This window comes from Bosea beijingensis, from assembly GCF_030758975.1.
Classification (GTDB): Bacteria; Pseudomonadota; Alphaproteobacteria; order Rhizobiales; family Beijerinckiaceae; genus Allobosea; species Allobosea beijingensis.
In genome coordinates this window covers 4,661,547-4,676,486 of record NZ_CP132359.1, presented here as the reverse complement: position 1 = coordinate 4,676,486, position 14,940 = coordinate 4,661,547, and the positions used below count along the sequence as shown (strand labels likewise).

14 protein-coding genes, 1 tRNA gene and 1 pseudogene are annotated in these 14,940 nt (G+C 66.6%); 6 read left to right on the top strand and 10 right to left on the bottom strand.

From position 1 onward, the window contains the following. Nucleotides 1-10: 10 nt before the first annotated feature. The 7 genes and pseudogenes from Q9235_RS22310 to Q9235_RS22280 form a co-directional block, all read right to left on the bottom strand. Complete coding sequence (locus tag Q9235_RS22310) at nucleotides 11-529, bottom strand: gamma-glutamylcyclotransferase family protein (protein ID WP_306223974.1); 519 nt, start codon at nucleotides 527-529, stop codon at nucleotides 11-13. 14 nt (nucleotides 530-543) lie between these two features. Next, entirely contained in the window at nucleotides 544-1,716 is a 1,173-nt protein-coding gene (locus tag Q9235_RS22305; RefSeq protein ID WP_306223973.1) for an isovaleryl-CoA dehydrogenase, read from the bottom strand. Between the two features lie 117 nt (nucleotides 1,717-1,833). Then, complete coding sequence (locus tag Q9235_RS22300; protein WP_306223972.1) at nucleotides 1,834-2,826, bottom strand: CorA family divalent cation transporter; 993 nt, start codon at nucleotides 2,824-2,826, stop codon at nucleotides 1,834-1,836. 95 nt (nucleotides 2,827-2,921) lie between these two features. After that, the gene (locus Q9235_RS22295) at nucleotides 2,922-3,890 is read right to left on the bottom strand and encodes a glycoside hydrolase family 25 protein (RefSeq protein ID WP_306223971.1); all 969 of its coding nucleotides are present in this window, start codon (nucleotides 3,888-3,890) and stop codon (nucleotides 2,922-2,924) included. A 321-nt stretch (nucleotides 3,891-4,211) separates the two neighbouring features. Then, nucleotides 4,212-4,985, bottom strand: a pseudogene (locus Q9235_RS22290) (glycoside hydrolase family 25 protein); the annotation flags it as partial. 219 nt (nucleotides 4,986-5,204) lie between these two features. Next, nucleotides 5,205-5,289: transfer RNA gene (locus tag Q9235_RS22285), tRNA-Leu, on the bottom strand. Between the two features lie 125 nt (nucleotides 5,290-5,414). After that, nucleotides 5,415-5,684 carry a FliM/FliN family flagellar motor switch protein gene (locus tag Q9235_RS22280; protein ID WP_082617404.1) on the bottom strand — a complete coding sequence of 90 codons (270 nt, stop codon included), beginning with the start codon at nucleotides 5,682-5,684 and terminating at the stop codon, nucleotides 5,415-5,417. A 138-nt stretch (nucleotides 5,685-5,822) separates the two neighbouring features. Here Q9235_RS22280 and lipB point away from each other — a divergent pair, with 138 nt between their 5' ends. The 3 genes from lipB (at nucleotide 5,823) to Q9235_RS22265 (ending at nucleotide 8,513) form a co-directional block, all read left to right on the top strand. Further along, nucleotides 5,823-6,527 carry a lipoyl(octanoyl) transferase LipB gene (gene lipB, locus Q9235_RS22275; RefSeq protein WP_306223968.1) on the top strand — a complete coding sequence of 235 codons (705 nt, stop codon included), beginning with the start codon at nucleotides 5,823-5,825 and terminating at the stop codon, nucleotides 6,525-6,527. A gap of 59 nt (nucleotides 6,528-6,586) precedes the next feature. Then, nucleotides 6,587-6,793 (top strand): hypothetical protein, encoded by a 207-nt coding sequence (locus Q9235_RS22270; RefSeq protein ID WP_306223967.1) that lies wholly within the window; start codon nucleotides 6,587-6,589, stop codon nucleotides 6,791-6,793. Nucleotides 6,794-6,905: 112 nt separating this feature from the next. Beyond that, nucleotides 6,906-8,513 carry a carboxyl transferase domain-containing protein gene (locus Q9235_RS22265; RefSeq protein ID WP_306223966.1) on the top strand — a complete coding sequence of 536 codons (1,608 nt, stop codon included), beginning with the start codon at nucleotides 6,906-6,908 and terminating at the stop codon, nucleotides 8,511-8,513. 50 nt (nucleotides 8,514-8,563) lie between these two features. Here Q9235_RS22265 and Q9235_RS22260 read toward each other — a convergent pair whose 3' ends face one another. The 3 genes from Q9235_RS22260 to Q9235_RS22250 form a co-directional block, all read right to left on the bottom strand. Next, on the bottom strand, nucleotides 8,564-9,070 hold the full coding sequence (locus tag Q9235_RS22260) for a hypothetical protein (RefSeq protein ID WP_306223965.1): 507 nt from the start codon (nucleotides 9,068-9,070) through the stop codon (nucleotides 8,564-8,566). Nucleotides 9,071-9,311: 241 nt separating this feature from the next. Then, nucleotides 9,312-9,785, bottom strand: a complete 474-nt coding sequence (locus Q9235_RS22255) for a hypothetical protein (RefSeq protein WP_306223964.1) — start codon at nucleotides 9,783-9,785, stop codon at nucleotides 9,312-9,314. A 79-nt stretch (nucleotides 9,786-9,864) separates the two neighbouring features. Next, nucleotides 9,865-10,950 carry a Kelch repeat-containing protein gene (locus tag Q9235_RS22250; protein ID WP_306223963.1) on the bottom strand — a complete coding sequence of 362 codons (1,086 nt, stop codon included), beginning with the start codon at nucleotides 10,948-10,950 and terminating at the stop codon, nucleotides 9,865-9,867. Between the two features lie 153 nt (nucleotides 10,951-11,103). Between Q9235_RS22250 and Q9235_RS22245 the strand changes: the two genes are divergently transcribed. The 3 genes from Q9235_RS22245 (at nucleotide 11,104) to Q9235_RS22235 (ending at nucleotide 14,877) form a co-directional block, all read left to right on the top strand. Then, on the top strand, nucleotides 11,104-11,865 hold the full coding sequence (locus Q9235_RS22245; protein ID WP_306223962.1) for an SDR family oxidoreductase: 762 nt from the start codon (nucleotides 11,104-11,106) through the stop codon (nucleotides 11,863-11,865). A 275-nt stretch (nucleotides 11,866-12,140) separates the two neighbouring features. Then, on the top strand, nucleotides 12,141-12,860 hold the full coding sequence (locus tag Q9235_RS22240; RefSeq protein WP_306223961.1) for a cation efflux transmembrane domain-containing protein: 720 nt from the start codon (nucleotides 12,141-12,143) through the stop codon (nucleotides 12,858-12,860). Nucleotides 12,861-12,891: 31 nt separating this feature from the next. After that, on the top strand, nucleotides 12,892-14,877 hold the full coding sequence (locus Q9235_RS22235; protein ID WP_306223960.1) for an ATP-binding protein: 1,986 nt from the start codon (nucleotides 12,892-12,894) through the stop codon (nucleotides 14,875-14,877). Nucleotides 14,878-14,940 lie beyond the last annotated feature (63 nt).

Here is a 14,940-nt window from a genome sequence, read left to right as displayed (position 1 = left end):
CGTTGCCGGGCTATTTGGGCGCTAATGCTCTTGGCCTCACACCCTTTACCGGGCCGGGCGGCAATGGGCCGCTCTCATCCTGATTCAAGCTCTTCAAGTCGAGGGAAGGCTTGGTCAGAAACCGATTCAGGCCGGCGATGTAAGCCTCTGGCAGGCCGAAATGTTTCGCTCCGGCGATGACGGTTTCCATGTAGCCCGGCCTTGCTCGCCCGGGATCGCCGGAGCGGCCGATATAGATCAGCGCGCGTTTGGCGCCGCCCGGTACGATCACCGGCTGATTGATCTTCACGTAGAGCCCGCTCGCCAGTTCCTCGAATTTGTCGAGGACGCGCATGTCGCTGAGCGAGCAGTCCCAGAGCACGCCATGGACCTCCTCGCGCGGATCGCGGATCACCGAAGCGTAGCCGTCGCGCGTGACGATGAAGCGGTGCCGGGGCAGGCGCGCCGGACCGAGCGGCTGCGCCTTCGGGCAGCGCTGCGCCATCCCGACCGGGTCCATGTTGAGGCCGTAAGCGAAGTAGAGAGGCATGACGCCCTCTAGCCTCACTTCGTCTTGTTGAACAGCTCCCGGCCGATCAGCATCCGCCGGATTTCGCTGGTGCCGGCGCCGATCTCGTAGAGCTTGGCGTCGCGCAGCAGGCGACCGGTGGGGTAGTCGTTGATATAGCCGTTGCCGCCCAAAAGCTGGATCGCGTCGAGCGCGACCTGCGTCGCCTTCTCCGCCGCGATCAGGATGGCGCCGGCGGCGTCCTCGCGCGTGGTCTCGCCGCGGTCGCAGGCCTTGGCGACGGCATAGACATAGGCGCGGCAGGAATTCATCGCGACATACATGTCGGCGACCTTGCCCTGGACGAGTTGGAATTCGCCGATCGACTGGCCGAACTGCTTTCGCTCATGGACATAGGGCATGACCACGTCGAGCGCCGCCTGCATGATGCCGAGCGGGCCGGCCGCCAGCACGACGCGCTCATAGTCGAGGCCGGACATCAGCACGTTGACGCCGCGCCCGACCGTGCCGAGCACGTTCTCCTCCGGCACTTCGCAATCCTGGAAGACGAGCTCGCAGGTATCGGAGCCGCGCATGCCGAGCTTGTCGAGCTTCTGGTGGGTCGAGAAACCCTTCATGCCCTTCTCGATCAGGAAGGCGGTGATGCCACGCGGGCCGGCTTCCGGATCGGTCTTGGCGTAGACCACCAATGTCTCGGCGATCGGGCCGTTGGTGATCCACATCTTGTTGCCGTTGAGGACGTAGCGGTCGCCCTTCTTGTCGGCGCGGGTGCGCATCGAGACGACGTCGGAGCCCGAGCCCGGCTCGGACATGGCGAGCGCGCCGACATGCTCGCCGGAGATCAGCTTCGGCAGGTATTTCCGCTTCTGCGCCTCGTTGCCGTTGCGGCTGATCTGGTTGACGCAGAGATTCGAATGGGCGCCGTAGGAGAGGCCGACCGAGGCCGAGGCGCGCGAGACCTCCTCGACCGCGATGCAATGCTCGAGATAGCCGAGGCCGGTGCCGCCATATTCCTCCTCGACCGTCATGCCGTGCAGGCCGAGCGCGCCCATTTCCGGCCAAAGATCGCGCGGGAACTGATTGGTCTTGTCGATCTCCTCGGCGCGCGGCGCGATCTTCTCCTGCGCGAAAGCATGGACGGTGTCACGGATCGCGTCGGCGGTCTCGCCGAGGTCGAAATTGAACGGGCGCGGCGCGTTGGCGAGCATGGTGTCCTCCCGGCAGATCGTTCGGAGCGGAGCTCCCTTGCCTCCGTTATAGCCGGACATGGCAGGAGCGTCAGCGCGCAGCCGCGCCCGGCGCGTCTTGGCGTCGGCGCCGCGCCTTCAGCTTCCGATCACGCCCCGGCGCCGGAGCAGGACAAGAGTCAGCAGGGCGGCGGCGATGCAGGTCAGAGCCACGAAGACGGCGCCGGCCTCCGATTCCACCCAGGGCAGGCCCTTCACATTGATTCCGAACAGGCCGGTGATGAAGGTCGCGGGCAGGAACAGCGCCGTCAGCAGCGAGAGCACATAGAGCTGCCGATTGGTGCGACTGGCCGAGCGGGCGGCGATTTCGTCCTGCAGGAGCCGCGCCCGGTCCTGCACCGACTGGACGTCGTGATGCAGGCCGTCGACGCGCTGAAGCAATCGCGTCGCCGCCGCCTTGACGTCATCGGGTGCGCTGCGGCCCGATTGCGTCTCGGCGAAGCGGCGGAACAGGACATGCAGGCCGCTGAGCTGGCGATGCAGCCGCACCGCCGTGCGCCGGACCACGCCGACGCGCTGCGGCCCGTCATGCAGGCGGTCGAGCAGGATATGGTCCTCGACGCTGTCGGTCTCGTCGACGAGGCGCACCACGGCATCGGTGACGTCGTCGATGATGTATTCGATGATCTGCTCGAAAAGCCCGGCCGGGCTCGCGGCAGGCTCGCCGCGATCGAGCGCCTCGGCGGTCATGCGGATCGAATGCAGGGCCTCGCGCCGCCCGGTCAGCAGGAAGCTCTCGCCGATGACCCAGCGGAGCGCGCCGACATCCTCGGATTTGTCGGCGATATCGCGGATCAGGTCGTGCGAGACGCCCCAGGCGAGATTGGCGGAATGGTCGAGCCGCTGGTGGGGCTCATGCGACAGGAAAGCTTCCTGCGTCGCATCCGGCAGGTCCTGCTCGGCGATCCAGCTCTGCGCCCGGGTGTGGACGAGATCGAGATGCAGCCAGACGAAACCCTCGGTGGGAACGAGGTCCGGCATCTCATCGCGCGGAATGCGCGCGGGCTCTCCGTCAGCGTCGAAGCGATAGGCCCAGATGATGCCGGATTGGGACTGGAGATCGCTGAACATGCCGGGCTTCCGCTGTCGCCACGGACCTCTCCGGCGGCGCGGCGCCTAAGGGCGCCGCCGATGTGACGGCGGCATGACAGCCGGCAAAAGGTGGCTCAGTCCCGCCCGATCGAGCCGGTTACATCGGTGCGGCGGTTATCGGCCGTGCGGGCGTTGGGAATCCGGCCGGGCGGGGCGAATTTCAGCCTGGTGCCGCCGGCATCCTTGGGCGCGCGCAGGCCTGCTGGAGTGGGCGGCGGCGTCCGGACCGCGACCTTCGGCTCGCCACCATGCCATTTGCGCGTGCCGATATCGAAACGGCCCTGGCGCCAGGCGTCGAACTCGCGCTCGCTGCCGAAGAAGGCGTTGCGGTCGACATCACCGGTGATGCCCGGCACGCGGCCGGTCGTGGTGAACTGCCAGAACTCCCAGCGGTCGCGCTCGTAGCGCTTGGCCAGCGGCGCGGCGGTGGAGCGCAGCCAGAAGGGGTGATCCTTGAGCTCGCCCTCCAGCACGTCCTCATGGAAATTGATGTCGGTATAGATGATCGGCTTCTTGCCGGTATGCTCGCGCAGGCCCTTCAGCATCTCGTCGATCTTGGCCAGCGCCAGCTCTTTCGAGATCTTGCGGGTGCATTGCGAGCCGTTCTGCCATTCGACATCGAGCACTGGCGGCAAGGCGTCGGGATCGCGCGGAATATTCTTCTTGAACCAGCGCACTTGCTCCTTGGCGGAACGGCACCACCAGACGAAATGATAAGCGCCGCGCGGGATGCCGTTCTTCTTGGCTTCGGCCCAGTTGCGGCGGAAATTCGGATCGAGATAGTCGCCGCCCTCGGTCGCCTTGATGAAGGCGAAGCGCGTGCCGGCATCCTTGACCCGAGCCCAATCGATCTCGCCCTGCCAGCGGGAGACGTCGATGCCCTGGATCGCCTTGCGCCGCGCGTCGCGGACGCCGTCATGGGGGGCACTGTCGCCCTTCTTCGGATAGAGTGCCTGCGCGGGCTCGACGAAACACGTCAAAAGCGCCGCAATGGCGAAGGCTCCGAAACCTGTCCGTCGAGTGGTCAGCTTGCGCGCTGGCATGTGTCTCTCCCGCATCAGAGGTCCAGATGCGGGCAGCGTGGTTAAGCGCCGGTTAGAATTGCGGCGCAGTCGAACAATGAATTTCAGCCTTGGTTAACCGGCGCGATTTCGCCTGCAAGCTCAGTCGAGGACCACGGGTTCGACCTGGTTGTCCATGGCCCGCATGGTCGAGGCGGCGGCGGGCACGCTGCCGGGGATGCGCGCGACGGGTACGTCGCTCGGCTCCTGCGGGGCCTGTGGCATGGGCGCCGACGGGGCAGGCAGCGGTGCCTGCTGGACCGGTGCGGGCGAGTTGCGGCTTTCCCAGCGCCTTGTGCCGATATCGTACTCGCCGCGCAGCCAGCCCGCGAACTGGCTTTCGCTGCCGAAGAAGGCGTTGCGGTCGACATCGCCCTTGATGCCGGGCACGCGGCCGGTGGTGGTGAACTGCCAGAAGGCCCAGGGACGGTTGCTGTAGCGGGTTTCCGGAAGGGCCGCGGTCGAGCGGATCCAGTAGGGGTAGTCGTTGAACTGCCCCTCGAGCACCTCGCGGTGGAAGGTGATGTCGGTATAGATCACCGGCTTCTTGCCGGTGAGCTGTTCGAGCTCGGTCAGCATGAGCTTGATCTTCTCGCGGGCGAGCTCGCGGTTGATCTTCTGCGGGCATTTCCGCGATTCGCCGTTCCACTCGACGTCCAGCACCGGGGGCAGCGCGTCGGGATCGTTCGGAATCTGCTGCTTGAACCAGACCGCTTGCTCAAGGGCCGGGCGGCACCAGAAGACGAAGTGGTAGGCGCCGCGTGGCACACCGGCGCGGCGCGCGCCTTCCCAGTTGCGCTGGAAATTCGGGTCGACATGGTCGCCGCCCTCGGTCGCCTTCATGTAGACGAAGCGGGTGCCGGCGGCCTTGACGGCGTTCCAGTCGATCTCGCCCTGCCAGCGGGAGATGTCGATGCCCTGGATCGGGTAGTTGCGGGCCGCCGCGACGCCGGGATGCGGCCGGGCATCGCCCTTCGACGGGTAGTTGTCGAGCGCGACGCAGCCGCCAAGGGCCACGAATGCGGCGGCAGCCAGGAGCGGCAGGGCGCGGAAGCGAGGGATGCGGCGGGCGTTCATGTCAGGGAGAATTGCTGGGAATGCTTGACGGCCGGTTTACGTTACCGAAGTTCTGCCATCTGTCAGCCAGATCGGTGACGGGAGCGTTCCAGAGCTTAGCCGGGATGCCGAAACGCGGTTGCGGCAAGATGTGAGGATTCGGGTGCAAGCGTCTGGCATCGCCCGGAAACACGAAAGGCGACCCGATGGGTCGCCTTTCGCTGGATTTTCATCCGAATTTGGTGCGGTCGAGAGGACTCGAACCTCCACGGGTCTCCCCGCTACCACCTCAAGGTAGTGCGTCTACCAATTCCGCCACGACCGCAGCTCGTTTCCGGTTGCGGGCGGTGCAACCAGGGAGCGGCGCCGATCTAGCAAATCGAATCCGCTGCCACAAGAGCGTCACGAAGGAAAAACGCAGAAGCGCGATTTTTCCCCAGATCGGCCGGTTCAGGCGGCCTCGGCGACGGCCTGCAGGGTGTAGATCGTCGGCCGCTTGAGCATCTGGGTGATCTCGACCGAGATTCGCGCGCCGCTGACGACGACGATTCCCTTGGCGAAGGGGTGGTTGTTGGCGAGAATCTGGACCTCGTCGGTCTCGCTGGTGTTCAGCTCGATGATGGCGCCGCGGCCCAAGCGCAGCAGCTTGTAGATCGGCATTTCGGTCTGGCCGAGCACCACCGTGAGTTCCACCGGGACGAGATCGAGATCGGCCTTCAAGTTCTGTCTCCGGGACCCTACTTCAGAATTCGTCCAGCGAAACTTGCCTGCCTGCCGGTTTTGGGCGCAAGAGGCATTCCGCGGGGCGGGCCGGTCACGTCACCAGCCCGGAAACTTTGAACGGAACATGGTTAAGCCATGGTGAAGATGCGCGAGGAACTGGCCGTCTCCTTCCTGCCGGAAGGGCTGGCGGAGCCGGTCGAATGGGTCGTGAGAGAGGGGCTCGTCGGCTATGACGAAGCCGTCGCCGAGATGGAGGCCCGTGCCGGGCTGATTGCGGACGGGCTGGCGCGCGAGCGCGTCTGGCTGGTCGAGCATCCGCCGCTCTACACCGCCGGCACCTCGGCCCGCGACGAGGACCTGATCGCGCCCGAGCGCTTCCCGGTATTCCGCTCGGGGCGGGGCGGGCAGTTCACCTATCACGGCCCGGGTCAGCGCGTGGCCTATGTCATGCTCGACCTGAAGCGCCGTCAGCCGGACCTGCGCCGCTTCGTTGCCGCGCTCGAAGGCTGGCTGATCGGTGCGCTCGACGACTTCAATGTCCGCGGCGAGCGGCGCGAGGACCGCGTCGGCGTCTGGGTGCGTCGGCCAACCAAGGGCGTGGATACCGAGGACAAGATCGCCGCGATCGGCATCCGGGTGCGGCGCTGGGTCTCGTTCCACGGCATCTCGCTGAATGTCGAGCCGGACCTGTCGCATTTCGACGGCATCGTGCCCTGCGGCGTCAGCCAGTACGGTGTCACCTCGCTGGTCGATCTCGGGTTGCCGGTGACGATGCCAGAGGTCGATTCGGTGCTGCGCGAGGCGTTCGAGCGCGTGTTCGGCCCGACCGTTCAGGCCTGATTTACCATCCGTTAGCCATGGCGCCGCCATCTTCGACCAGGGTTGGGTTGAAGATGGGGATGACCATGCGAAGCGTTTTTCTGGCAGGGAGCCTCGCCATGCTGCTCGCGGCCTGCAACACCACCGACCAGCGCATCGCCGGTGCGGCGGCCGGCGCGGGCGCCGGCGCCCTCGTCGGCGGACCGATCGGGGCGATCGCCGGTGGCGCGATCGGCGCCGTGGCGGCGCCTTCCGTGACCGGCTCGATCAACAAGATGCAGGAGTGAGCCGATCCAGCGGCGCGGATTTGCACGGTCGCGTCCGTGCGTCCGCGCCGGTTGGCGTTTTCGACGCGGCGCGCCATAAACTCGGCTGAGATTGTCGTCGAGGAGCGCGCCCGTGCCTGTCATCGAGAGCAAGGTCGATCTGAATTCGGCCGAGACGCGCGCCAATGCCGATGCCTGGGCCGGATTGCGCGATGAACTTCAGCAGCATCGCGCCACCGCCGCGCTCGGCGGCAATGCCAAGTCCCGCGAGCGCCATACGGCGCGTGGCAAGCTTCTGCCGCGCGAGCGCGTGTTGCGCCTGACCGATCCGGGCTCGGCCTTCCTCGAGATCGGCTCGCTCGCCGCCTTCGGCATGTATGAGGGCGATGTCCATGCCGCGGGCATGATCGCCGGCATCGGCCGCGTCGCCGGCCGCGAGTGCATGATCGTCTGCAACGATGCGACGATCAAAGGCGGCACCTATTATCCGATGACGGTGAAGAAGCATCTGCGGGCGCAGGAGATCGCGCGCGAGAACCGCTTGCCCTGCATTTACCTCGTCGATTCCGGCGGTGCGAACCTGCCGCACCAAACCGAGGTCTTCCCCGACCGCGAGCATTTCGGCCGGATCTTCTACAACCAGGCGACGCTTTCGGCCGAGGGCATCCCGCAGGTCGCGGTGGTGATGGGCTCCTGCACGGCCGGCGGCGCCTATGTCCCGGCAATGTCAGACGAGACGGTGATCGTCAGGAAGCAGGGCACGATCTTCCTCGGTGGTCCGCCGCTGGTGAAGGCCGCGACCGGCGAAGTCGTTTCGGCCGAGGATTTGGGCGGCGCCGATGTACATGCGCGGCTCTCAGGCGTCGCCGACCATTATGCCGGTGACGATACCCATGCGCTCGCCATCGCCCGGCGGATCGCCGGCAATCTCAACAGCGTGAAGCGCCCCGATATCGACATCGCCGAGCCGGTTGAGCCGCTCTACGATCCCGCAGAGCTTGAAGCCGTCGTGCCGACCGACCTCAAGAAGCAGTACGACATCCGCGAGGTGATCGCACGGCTCGTCGACGGCTCGGAGTTCGACGAGTTCAAGAAGCTCTACGGCACGACGCTGGTGACGGGCTTTGCCCGCATCCACGGCATCCCGGTCGGGATCATCGCCAATAACGGCATCCTGTTCTCGGAAAGCGCGGTCAAGGGCGCGCATTTCATCGAGCTCTGCTGCCAGCGGCGCATTCCGCTGCTCTTTCTGCAGAATATCACCGGCTTCATGGTCGGGCGCGATGTCGAGACGCGCGGCATCGCCAAGGACGGCGCCAAGCTGGTCACGGCGGTGGCCTCGGCACGAGTACCGAAGATCACTGTGCTGGTCGGCGGCTCCTTCGGCGCCGGCAATTACGGCATGTGCGGGCGGGCCTATTCGCCGCGCTTCCTGTTCACCTGGCCGAATTCGCGGATTTCGGTGATGGGCGGCGAGCAGGCGGCGAGCGTGCTCGCGACCGTGCGCCGCGACAATATCGAGGCCGAGGGCAAGAGCTGGGCGGCAGCCGACGAGGAGGCCTTCAAGGCGCCGATCCGCAACCGTTATGAAGAAGAAGGTTCGCCCTATTTTGCGACGGCGCGGCTCTGGGATGACGGCATCATCCTGCCCTCGGAGACACGCCGCGTGCTGGCGCTGGCCTTCTCCGCGACGCTCAATGCCGAGGTGCCGGAGACGAAATTCGGCGTGTTCCGAATGTGAGGGGGCGGGCCGAGGCGTGGGACGAGCCACGCCTCGTTTCCCGGGCGGCCTCAGTTCTTCAGCGTTGAAACGATGCGGACTTCGCCCGGCGCGGTCAGCGAGGCGGGGCGTTCGACCTGCAAGGCCGTGGCCGGCCCGGCCTTGAATGCCCTGACCGCACCGTTCAAATAGTCGGTGAACGCCCGGATGCGGCTGCGTTCCTTCAGCGAGACGAGCTGGGTTCTCAGGAGGTCTTCGAAGTCGGATCGGCGTCGCTCGCCCCTGTTGCCGTTGAAGACGACGACCTTGCCCGGCAGCACCACGACATCCCCTTTGCGGAGGGTCGGGTCGCTCAAGAACCAGTTGGGGTCCTTGACCGGGTCCATCGGCGTGACCAGGACAGGCGGCCGCTCGACCGGCGCCTTCTTCGGCGCCTTGGAGGCTGGCCGCCCGGGACGGATGGTCATCTCCAGCGGCGTCGAAACATAGGGCGTCTCGGTGCGTGGGGGAGGGCCGAGCAGAAAGTCAAGAAAGCCGGCATGGGCAGGTCGCAGAGCAAAAATCTCCAGAACGACCACGCTCGCAGCGACGACGACGGCGCTTTTCATGGAATGCACCAATCCCTAGGCATACGCATACTCGGCGGTGGGGATAACACCTGTCCTTTTCCATTCAAAGTGACCGCCGCGCCAAGTCCACAGTGGCGTTAATCGCCGCTGCGTGCGGGTAACACCTTGTTCAGTACGATCTGAAAAAGGGACGCGATCCGATAGCGGATCGCCGTGACAGAGACATTACAGACGCGCCGCGCGCCCGCTCTCAGCGCAATTCGATCTTCACGACCTCGTAGACCGCCCGCGCTCCACGCTTGTCGCCGGGCGCGACGAGGCGCCAGCCGCCGTCGAGCGCCTTGCCGTCCACCGCAGAGACGAGGATCAGGGGCAGGTTGCCGAAATCGGGATGGATCTCGCCGATCGAGAACGCGACCTGGTAGCCGTCCTTCGCGCTGACGAGGAAGGTCTTCTTCAATTGCTCGACGGGTTTCAGGCCGTCGAGCGCCTTGTTCGCCTGCAGGACATCCCAGAGCTGCACGCCCTTGTAGCGCCGCGTCGCCGGCCCCTTCGAGGTCTCGAAGGTCACGTCGCGCTCCGTGACAGGCAGGGCCGCGAGGGATTGCGTGGAGAGACGGATCGGCGCCGGGCCGATGCCGGCGAGCTCGACGGCCGGCTCTTGGGCGCGCAGGGCCGGGGTTATCGTCAGCAGGGCGAACGCGAGCAGCAGGGAGCGAAGCAAGGCGAAATCTCCGTTGGCGGCCCGACGATAACACGGGGCTGCGGTGCGAGCTTGCGACAAGCCGCCGGCGCCTATCCACTCATCCCAGCGAGAACGCCTCGTGCACGGCGCTCTGTACGCCGCCGCCCATGACCGGGCCACCACCTGCGACATGGACGGCGTCGCCGACCAGTGCTGCGCCCAGCCCGTGGCGGGGCGTCAGCATCGGGGCATATTGCTCCCAGCCGTCGGTTGCCGGGTCATAGGCCTCCATCTGGCCGAAGACGCGATTGGTGCCTTCGCCGCCCATCACGAAGACCTTGCCACGATAGAGCACGGCGCCATGGCCGGAGCGGCCTGTCGGCGCCGGTGTCCGCATCATCCATTTGTCGGCGGCCGGATCGTAGGAATGGTGCAGGTTCGAGTTGGTGTGGAAGGAATCGACCCGCCCGCCGATGACATGGATCAGGTTGCCGATGGCGAGCGTGCCGGTGTGGTCACGGGCGGTCGGCAGGGGCGTGCGTTCGCTCCAGCGATCGGCCTTGGGATCGTAGACCAGATGCCAGTCGATCGAACGCTTGGTCTCGGTCGTCTCGCCGATGGCGCCGCCGATGACGTGGAGCAAGCCGCCGAGGCCGACCACGGCGGTCGAGCCGGCGGGGCGGGGCAGGGACGCGATCTCGGCCCAGCGATCGGCTTTGGGATCATAGGTGAAGCAGCGCGGATGCGGCTTGCGGTTCTGCTCGAGAAAGCCGCCGATGGCGAAAAGCTTGCCGTCAAGGAAGGCGACGCCGACATGGTTGGCGCCCTGCGGCAGGGGCGCGCCGTCATGCCATTTGTCCGCCTTGCCTTCGTAGACATGGTGATACGGGCGGTCGGTGCGCTGCTCGCCATAGCCGCCGACGACATGCATCCGGTCCTCGAAGGCCGTCGCCCAGGCCATTTCCGAGCGCGGCAGCGGCAACGGCGCCTTGGCGCTCCAGCGGCCGGGCGTGGCGGCTTTCGGGGCCGGCGAATCGAAGACGTTCTGCGTCGCCGCGAGCGGCGGCTTCTCGATCCGGCCGGGCTGGCTCAAGCGCTCGTATTGCGGGCCGTGATGCTCGTGGCCCTGCTGCTGGGCGAGCGCCGGGCCGGCGAGCGTGGCAGCGCCGGCCGCAAGCAGGTGGCGGCGGTTCAGGCTGGTCATCGCGTCATCCTCCCGACTACAACGATACGGCAGAGCGGGCGGGCGGCAAGCGCATGGAACGCCGGCTCGCTCATGGTTCCCCTGGGCGGTTTCGCCCGTTATGGTCGGGCGCCATCTCAAACGATTTAGGTCTAGGGAAATACGGGGAAACGCATGGCGGGACATAACAAGGTCGCGATCATCACCGGCGCCGGCTCGGGCGTTGGGCGCTCGGTCGCCATCGCTTTCCTGAAGGACGGCTATCGCACCGTGCTAGCCGGCCGCCGTGCGGATGCGCTGGAGGAGACGATCGAGCTCTCCGGCGTCGACAAGGGGCGTGCGCTCGCGGTGCCGACCGACGTCACCGACAAGGCCTCGGTCGAGAACCTCTTCGCCAGGACGAAGGAAGCCTTCGGGCGGGTCGACGTGCTCTTCAACAATGCCGGCGTCAACGCGCCGGGCGGCGTGCTGCTGGAGGACCTCTCGCTGGAGGACTGGCAGAAGGTGGTCGATACCAACCTGACCGGGCCGTTTCTCTGCACGCAGGCCGCCTTCAAGGTGATGAAGGACCAGCAACCGCAGGGCGGGCGCATCATCAATAACGGCTCGATCTCGGCCCATGCGCCGCGGCCGAACTCCGTCGCCTATACCGCGACCAAGCATGCGATCTCGGGCCTGACCAAGACCGCCGCTCTCGACGGGCGCAAATACGACATCGCCGTCGGCCAGGTCGATATCGGCAATGCGCTGACCGAGATGGCGCGCAAGATGACGACCGGCGTGCCGCAGGCGGACGGCTCGATCAAGGTCGAGGCGGTGATGGATGTCGAGCATGTCGCGACGACCGTGCTGCACATGGCCGGACTGCCGCCCGAGGCGAACGTGCTGTTCGTCACGGTAATGGCGACCAAGGCCCCGCTCGTCGGGCGAGGGTAAGGAGCTTCCTTCCGTTCGCCTTCCCCTTTCCGTCATCCCGGGCGGAGCCCTCGGGTTCGACCTTTGGTCGACCCAAGGATAAACTCCGCGTAGACCCGGGCTCCATTCCGGAACGGCNTCGCCTTCCCCTTTCCGTCATCCCGGGCGGAGCCCTCGGGTTCGACCTTTGGTCGACCCAAGGATAAACTCCGCGTAGACCCGGGCTCCATTCCGGAACGGCTCAGGCATGGATCCCGGATCGGCGCCGCTGACGCGGCTTGTCCGGGATGACAGAGGTGAGAGTGGCCGCAGCGGCGCAAGACGGAGATGGTCGGGACAAGCCCGACCAAGACGACGGCGAGGGGAGCTCGACCCCCAATCCCGCCGTCGCTCGCGCCTATACGCTCACCATCTGGGGCATCGCGCTCGGCATCCTGATCCAGGCGGTGGCGACGGTCGTCTGGGCGCTCGCAATCGGCAATGCCCAGCTCTTCAAGGATGGCGTCGATTGGGTCTATGACGTCGCGCTCTATGGTATCGCGGCGATCGTCTTCGGCCGCGACGCGCGGATCGAGCGGCTCGCCGCCGTCGCGATCGGTGTCGTCATGGCGATGGCCGGGCTGCACACGCTCTACGATCTCTGGGACAAGATCGTCCGGCCGCGGCCGATCGAGATCTGGACGCTCGGCTTCGCGGCAGCGAGTGCCATCGTCATCGCCTTCCTCGTCGTCGCCGCGCTCTGGCGCTTCCGGCGCGAGCAGAACCCGGTCATCAAGGCGACCTGGCTGTCGAGCCGCAACGACACGATCTCGACGACGGGCTTCGCGCTGGTCGGGCTCGCCGCCCGCGTCGCGCCGGTGCGCTGGCCGGAATACCTGTTCGACGTCGTCGTCGCCGGCATCTGCTTCCAGGCGACCTGGGCGATCTGGCGCTCTTTGCGGAGGAGCGCGGAATCGGAAGCGTCCCAATCCGGTTTGCGCAACAAGGCGCAGACAGACGCCACGAGCGGGCTATAAAGGCGGCACGTCTCCTGAGGATGCCGCCGCCATGACGATCGCCGCCAAGCTGCCCTCCATCCTGATCGCCAATCGCGGCGAGATCGCCTGCCGGGTGATCCGCACCGCGCAGCGGCTCGGCCTGCGCACCATCGCCGTCTATTCGGATGCCGATGCCGAGGCGCTGTTCGTGCAGATGGCTGACGAAGCCTATCACATTGGCCCGGCCCCGGCCCGCGAGAGCTATCTCGACGCCAACAAGATCCTCACTGTTGCCAAGGAGGCGGGCGCTGCCTGCATCCACCCGGGCTACGGCTTCCTCTCGGAGAATGCCGAATTCGCCGATGCCTGCGCGGCCGCCGGCATCGTCTTCGTCGGCCCGCCGGCTTCGGCCATCCGGGCCATGGGTCTCAAGGATGCCGCCAAGGCGCTGGTCGAGAAGGCGAGCGTGCCGGTGGTGCCGGGCTATCACGGCGCCGAGCAGGGCGCCGATTTCCTCCGCTCGGAAGCGCGGCGCATCGGTTACCCCGTTCTGATCAAGGCGGTCGCCGGCGGCGGCGGCAAGGGCATGAAGAAGGTCGACCGACCCGAGGATTTCGACGATGCGCTGACCAGCGCCCAGCGCGAGGGGCAGAACGCCTTTGGTGACGCCCGTGTGTTGGTCGAGAAATACGTGCTCTCGCCGCGCCATGTCGAAATCCAGGTCTTTGGCGACAGCCATGGCAATGTCGTCCATCTCTACGAGCGCGACTGCTCGCTCCAGCGCCGCCACCAGAAGGTGATCGAGGAGGCTCCCGCGCCGGGCATGAGCGACGAGGTCCGTGCCGCCATGGGCAAGGCCGCGACCGAGGCCGCGAAGGCCGTCGGCTATGTCGGGGCCGGTACGGTCGAGTTCATCGCCGATGGGCGCGACGGGCTGAAGGCCGATGGCTTCTGGTTCATGGAAATGAACACCCGCCTCCAGGTCGAGCATCCCGTAACCGAGGCGATCACCGGGCTCGATCTCGTCGAATTGCAATTGAAGGTCGCGGCCGGCGAGCCGCTGGGCTTCACGCAGGCCGATGTGACGGCCACGGGCCATGCCGTCGAGGCGCGGCTTTATGCCGAAGACCCCGAAAAGGGCTTCCTGCCTTCGACGGGGAAGCTCTGGGCGCTGCAATTCCCGGAGGGCGAGGGAATCCGCATCGATACCGGCGTCGAGGCCGGCGATACGGTGACGCCGTTCTACGACCCGATGATCGCCAAGGTGATCGCCCACGGTCCTACGAGGGATGCGGCGCTCGACCGACTGGGCGCGGCTCTTGGCGAGACGGTAGTCGCCGGCCCCCGAACCAATCTCGCCTTCCTGAAGAAGCTGACCGAGGCGGAAGGCTTCCGGAAAGGGCCGTTCGATACCGGCTTCATCGACCGCAATATAAGCGCGCTCGGCGCCGAGCCGCAGCCGCTCGATGCGGCGGCGGTGGCGGCGGCCGCCTTGCAACTCGAGGAGGAGCGGCAGGCGGCAGGCATGATCGCGGCGGCCGGCCGGACGGAAGGCGAAGCGCGCTCGCCCTGGCTCGACCCGGACGCCTTCTCGCTGATGCCGCGCCAGCCGCTGGGGTTGCCGCTGACGGTCGATGGAGAGCGCATCGACGCCCGGATCGAATGGCATGGCGAGGACGCGCGCGTCAGCCTGCCCGGTCACGAGATCGGCGAGGGCGAGCATGAGATCGCTCTTGCCGAGGGCGAGGGCGGGACATGGTTCGCGCTGCATCGCGGCCGGCAGACGGCGGTCTCGCTGTTCGATCCGTTCGGCGTCGATCTGGATGCGGCCGCAGGCTCGGGCGGTGTGGTCAAGGCGCCGATGCATGGCAAGCTCGTGGCGCTCTTCGTCGCGCCGGGCGAGGCCGTCACCAAGGGCCAGCGCCTCGCCATCGTCGAGGCGATGAAGATGGAGCATGTGCTGACCGCTCCGCGCGACGGCACGGTCAGCGAGGTCGCGGGAGAGCCGGGCGCGCAGGTCGCCGAGGGCGCGAAGGTGGTCGTGCTGGGGGAATAGGCGAGTCAGCCGAGTAGCTTGCGGGCGGCCATTGAGATTCTGATTCAGGCCGCTTTCGTCATG